At 48.0% G+C, this 5,095-nt stretch carries 5 protein-coding genes; 1 reads left to right on the forward strand and 4 read right to left on the reverse strand.

Features of this window, described 5'->3' with window-relative positions:
- From QZ279_RS13375 to QZ279_RS13390, 4 genes are all read right to left on the reverse strand, one after another.
- Positions 1-769, reverse strand: a 769-nt coding sequence (locus QZ279_RS13375) for an ABC transporter ATP-binding protein (RefSeq protein WP_293451687.1), incomplete at its 3' end; no start/stop codon positions are given.
- Positions 766-1,746 (reverse strand): branched-chain amino acid ABC transporter permease, encoded by a 981-nt coding sequence (locus tag QZ279_RS13380; protein ID WP_293451689.1) that lies wholly within the window; start codon positions 1,744-1,746, stop codon positions 766-768. The genes QZ279_RS13375 and QZ279_RS13380, both read right to left, overlap by 4 nt.
- Positions 1,747-1,750: 4 nt before the next feature.
- Positions 1,751-2,620, reverse strand: a complete 870-nt coding sequence (locus tag QZ279_RS13385) for a branched-chain amino acid ABC transporter permease (protein ID WP_293451691.1) — start codon at positions 2,618-2,620, stop codon at positions 1,751-1,753.
- Positions 2,621-2,705: 85 nt separating this feature from the next.
- Positions 2,706-3,893 carry an ABC transporter substrate-binding protein gene (locus QZ279_RS13390; protein ID WP_293451693.1) on the reverse strand — a complete coding sequence of 396 codons (1,188 nt, stop codon included), beginning with the start codon at positions 3,891-3,893 and terminating at the stop codon, positions 2,706-2,708.
- A 260-nt stretch (positions 3,894-4,153) separates the two neighbouring features.
- Here QZ279_RS13390 and QZ279_RS13395 point away from each other — a divergent pair, with 260 nt between their 5' ends.
- Positions 4,154-4,873, forward strand: a complete 720-nt coding sequence (locus tag QZ279_RS13395) for a GntR family transcriptional regulator (RefSeq protein ID WP_293451695.1) — start codon at positions 4,154-4,156, stop codon at positions 4,871-4,873.
- Positions 4,874-5,095 lie beyond the last annotated feature (222 nt).

Here is a 5,095-nt window from a genome sequence, read left to right on the forward strand (position 1 = left end):
CATCGTCGACGCTGCCAAGATAGGCCTCGATGACTTTTTCATTGTTCTGGATTTCGGACGGGGTACCCTCGGCAATTTTTTCACCAAAATTCAACACCACAATCCGATCCGAGATATTCATGACCGCTGGCATATCGTGCTCCACCAGCATGACTGTCACGCCACGTTCATCTCGTACAGAGCGTACCAAATCTACCATGTTCATGGTTTCATCATGGTTCATCCCCGCAAAAGGTTCGTCCAACAGTAGCACCTTTGGGTCCGTCGCAAGGCCAATTGCAATACCAAGGGCTCGTAGGCTACCCTGCGGTAGATTGCTGGCCTGCTCATTGGTGATCTTGGACATTCCAAGAAACTCCAGCAGTTCATCTGCGTATTTTTCAAAGGCTGTCACATCACCCTTGGCAGTTTTTGATCCCCAAAAATATCCTGCCAGCGAAGCTTTAGCGCGCAAGTGCTGTGCCACCACAACACTTTCACGTACGGTCATGCTTTTGAAGATCGTGGTTTCCTGAAACGTACGCACGACACCTTTGCGCGCGACGATATGCGGCTTGAGGTTAGAGATACGCTCGCCTTGATAGATCACTTCACCAGACGTCGTTGGCGTAAAAGATGCTATCATTTTGAAAAGAGTGGATTTGCCCGCGCCGTTAGGTCCTATCACTGACAGGATTTCATTCTCGGCCACATCAAAGCTGATAGCGTTGTTTGCCGTCAGACCTCCATATTTCTTGGTGACATTCTTGACTTGAAGGAGCGGGTTCATTTGTCACCTCCTTTGTTGAATCGTATGCTCAACAGGCCATTGGGAAGAAAACGAATAATGATGATCAGAACCGTGGAATAGATCAACATCTGGTACTTGCCGAACTCGAACAGCAGGTCCCAGCCAAAGTACAGGACCAGTGTGCCAAGCATCGGGCCAAAGACATAACCAAGGCCACCAAGGAAGCAATTAAGCATAAAGTTGACTGAGTCAGCAACTTGAAAGCTGGATGGATAGACTGACTGCGCTATGGATCCAAACATGGCTCCACCAAGCCCACCAAAGAAGCTAGAAATGGCAAAGATCACGATTCGAATGTAGGAAATATTCACCCCAATAGAGCTGGCAAGCTCTTCGTTCTGCTGCATAGAACGGCACAGATGCCCAAGGCGTGAATTCACCAGACGGTAAAGCGCAGCATACGTCAAGATCATGATGATGCAGGCGGTGTAATAGAAGGCCAACTTCGTGTTCTCCATTGCGGCAAAGTCAGGCAGGATTGACATGCCAAACACGGAGATGCCTGAGGGCAGAGGAATATTTGAGATACCCCGCGCACCATTGGTTATGGGCAGCGCCAAGGCTGTCAGGGTAACGACTTGGGTTAAAACCAACGTGATCATAGCGAAATATACGCCACGGAGACGCAGGATTGGCAGGCCAATCAGGATCGCCACCACTGCTGCGAATAGGCCAGCCGCAGGCAGCGAAATCCAGAATGACCAGCCCGCTTTGACCACCAGAATAGCCGAAACATAAGCCCCAATCAGCGCGAACGCACCTTGTCCAATGTTAATCCGGCCAATGTAAAAGGTCAGCCAGACCCCGGCGCTAGCTATCGCCAAGAGGGCAACAGATGTAAGGGTATAGTAAATGTCCCAGCGCCCCGTTGCGCCGATGATGAGCGGAACTCCGATAAAGATTATAACCAAGAAGACCCCAACGCCGACGAATTGTTTTAAACTAAATTTAAGCATCAAATCAACCCCACGGCTTGCCCATCAGGCCTTGCGGTCTAATGGCTAGGAAGATCATCAAAGAGATGAAGATCAGCAGATAGGTAATATCGCCGTACTGATAGAGAAGCGCTAGGCCAATGGCCTCCATGAAGCCGAGGATGATACCTCCCCAGATCGCGCCAGAAATCACACCTGCACCACCGATCATGACCATCATAAAGGCTTTGATTGATGTCGCGCCGCCCATACCCAAGTTCACCCCCGTTATCGTAACCAGCAGACCACCAACCAGGCCAGCAAGCATCGCACCAAGTGCAAAACCAATCATAGAATACCGGTCTACATTAACGCCCATCAATTGGGCGGCGGTCCGGTCTTGGGCCAAGGCGCGTAAAGCACGGCCCGTCTTTGTATATTGCATCAAACCGATAAATGAGACGATCGACACAATCGCAAGGACACATATCAAAATGCGGTCGTAAGGCATAATTAAACGGAAATCGTAGTTAAATACTCCATCCATAATCTTTGGGACACCCCGTTGTTTCTCACCAAAAACCAGAAGGATCACCGCATCGAGGAAGAACGCTATACCAGCAGCCAAAAGCATCGTGCTTTCTTCGCGGGCTGATCCCTTTATGACTGGCGCGAAAAGAAACCGTTCAATCAGAGCTCCAAGAATGGCAAGCGTGACACAAGACATCACTAGTGCCAGAATAAAGGGCACGCCCCACTGGCCATAGAATGTATAGGTGACAAAGCCACCAATCACATACATTTGCCCATGGGCAAAATTAAGTACGTTCATCAGAGCGAAGATTAGGGTCAGACCAAGCGCGATCATCGCGTATTGGGCCCCCAGATATACGCCATTGGCCAGTATCTGTTCCATAGAGGTTTTCTTTCGTGAAAAGCCCTGGGCCAATACGGCCCAGGGAAGCTCTGCTCAGGTCAAGTCCTAAAGCAGAAGGGATTGTTTAGTCGACTTCGGCAACGAATAGCGTCTCAAACGCTCCATCTTGATAGACGTTGACCACAAGCGGAACCGCAACTTGACGCTTTTGACCAAAGGACGACATGCCAACATAGCGCAGTTTCGCATCACCGTTCATGTAGGGGTTTGGTGCTTCAAAAGTATCCATTGTAGCTTTGAAAGCATCGACATCCGTGATTCCAGAAGGATCAGCCTTCAGTGTCTCAAGAATATACTCAAGCGCATAAACTTTGGTGTTGGATTCGTCATTATATTCGCCAAACATATCTGTGTAGCGCTTTACGAATTCAATCATCATCGGTGAAGCGAGTTCTGGAGTAGACGCACCACCAACTGAAACAAATCCATTTGCAAGATCACCAGCACCCTCGGCCAGAACACCGGCATCTTGAGCAGTTTCAGTCGAAATTACACCCTCAAACCCCAATTCGCGGGCAGAACGGATCAACTGTGGCGCATTCGCCGGTGATACGCCCGATAGTACCAACAAATCTGGGCGTGTGCGCATGATCGGCGTTAGAACAGGCGTGAAATCTGTGGTGTCGACCTGATAAGTAACGTTAGCAGAAACAACTTCCATTCCAAGTGCTGTTGCGGCTTCAACGCCTCCGTCACGCTGACTAAGTGGATCAGATTCGTTGGCTGCAATAAAGGCCACTGTTTTGACACCTTTTTCTGCCATCATGTATTTGTAAATCGCCGGACCTGATTGATAATTTGCAACCATGCCCAGAACGGCGTTCGACGCTGGCGCTTCGTAAAGTGACTTTGGGAACGCATATGGAAAATACATGATCCCGTTGGTTTCAGCCACCGGACGTACTGCCGCTGCACCGTCATCAACATTTGGACCTACGACATAGTGAATGCCCTCTTGCGCCATCTTTTCCATACCAGCAATTGCGCGTTTGGGGTCTTTTTGGTCGTCAAAAGACACAATTTCAATGTCATACGTTGTGCCACCAATGGTGTAACCGCCGGTCTCGTTGATCCAGGCGGCACGCGCTTCCATTGAGCGTTGATTGGAGATGCCCCAAGACGCCGCAGGGCCGCTTGTTACACCAACAAAGCCAATTTTTAGAATTGTATTCTCTGCAATTGCTGTGGTTGCTTGAAGCGCAGTCAGAGTCATCGCTGTCAAAGCTGCTTTCATTATTGTTCTACGTTGCATTCTTAACTCCCGTTGAATTAATTTTGATACATTTCGCACCATTCTCAGCCGGCAGTTAGATGGAATTCTCATAAATGCCGCAATAACAGTTCACGATTGTTAACAATCTTTGTCAACATAGTTATCATACTTGTCGACAAATTCTGACATTTGCCCTTAAACAGATTGATGTTTAAGCTTTTTTCACCTTAAATTGGTTGAAATTTAAGCGTTTGCTGAAGGCTAATGTCTTAGAATCAATTAATTCAGAAAGTGATCTTGTGTCTTCCAGCCCTCAACACAGCAGCCTAATTACAAAGGACTCAAATTCTGGATCAGATGAGAGCTTTATTGTTGAACGTATCTACAAGGCCGTTATGGAACAACGCTTGGCACCTAATACGAAACTTAATGAAGCGCGCCTGTGCGAAACCTTTAATGTAGGTCGTATGCGTGTCAGACGCGCACTTCTTCTGCTCTCAAGTCAGGGCATAATCAAGCTGCATTCAAATCGTGGGGCATATATTGCGTGTCCCAACAAATCCGAGGCGAGCGATGTATTCGCGGCCCGGATGTTAATTGAACCACCGCTGGTGCGGCAACTGGCGCAAAAATCGGGTGATTTTGATCTAACTATCCTCACTGAACACATTGCTTTAGAAAATATCGCACGCGAAAAAAAAGAGCGTACCGAAATTATCCGACTGTCAGGTGAGTTTCATACAAAATTAGCCCAAGCCACCGGGAACAAGTTTATTCTCCGCATGATGCGTGAGTTGGTCACGCGGACATCATTAATTGTTGGCCTCTTTGGATCATCTGAAAACGCCAGTTGCCCTGATGATGAACACAGCAATATACTCAAGGCAATCCAGTCCCAAAACCCAAAACTGGCCGAAGAGCTTCTAATATCCCACCTGAACCACATTCAGAGTGGTCTCGACATGGAAACGCGCCAAAAACCTCAGGATGACTTGGCAACCATCCTTGGTTCGGATTAATTCAGGCTATGTCTGAGTTCGGCTGACTAAAAAAGGGCGTTGCTTTTTATTCAGATAAGTCGCCACAATAAGGCTGATGATATTATGCACCAAAACAAAGCCACCATTAGGGATCTGTCAACTTAATGAAAACTCGCATCAGATTGCTCGCATAGCCTAAATCCAGGCACTGTCAGATTAAACTAGCTTGAAGCGGGCAGGGCTGCTTTGTAGCATCTTTGG

The organism is Planktotalea sp. (assembly GCF_018607965.1).
Taxonomy (GTDB): Bacteria; Pseudomonadota; Alphaproteobacteria; order Rhodobacterales; family Rhodobacteraceae; genus Planktotalea.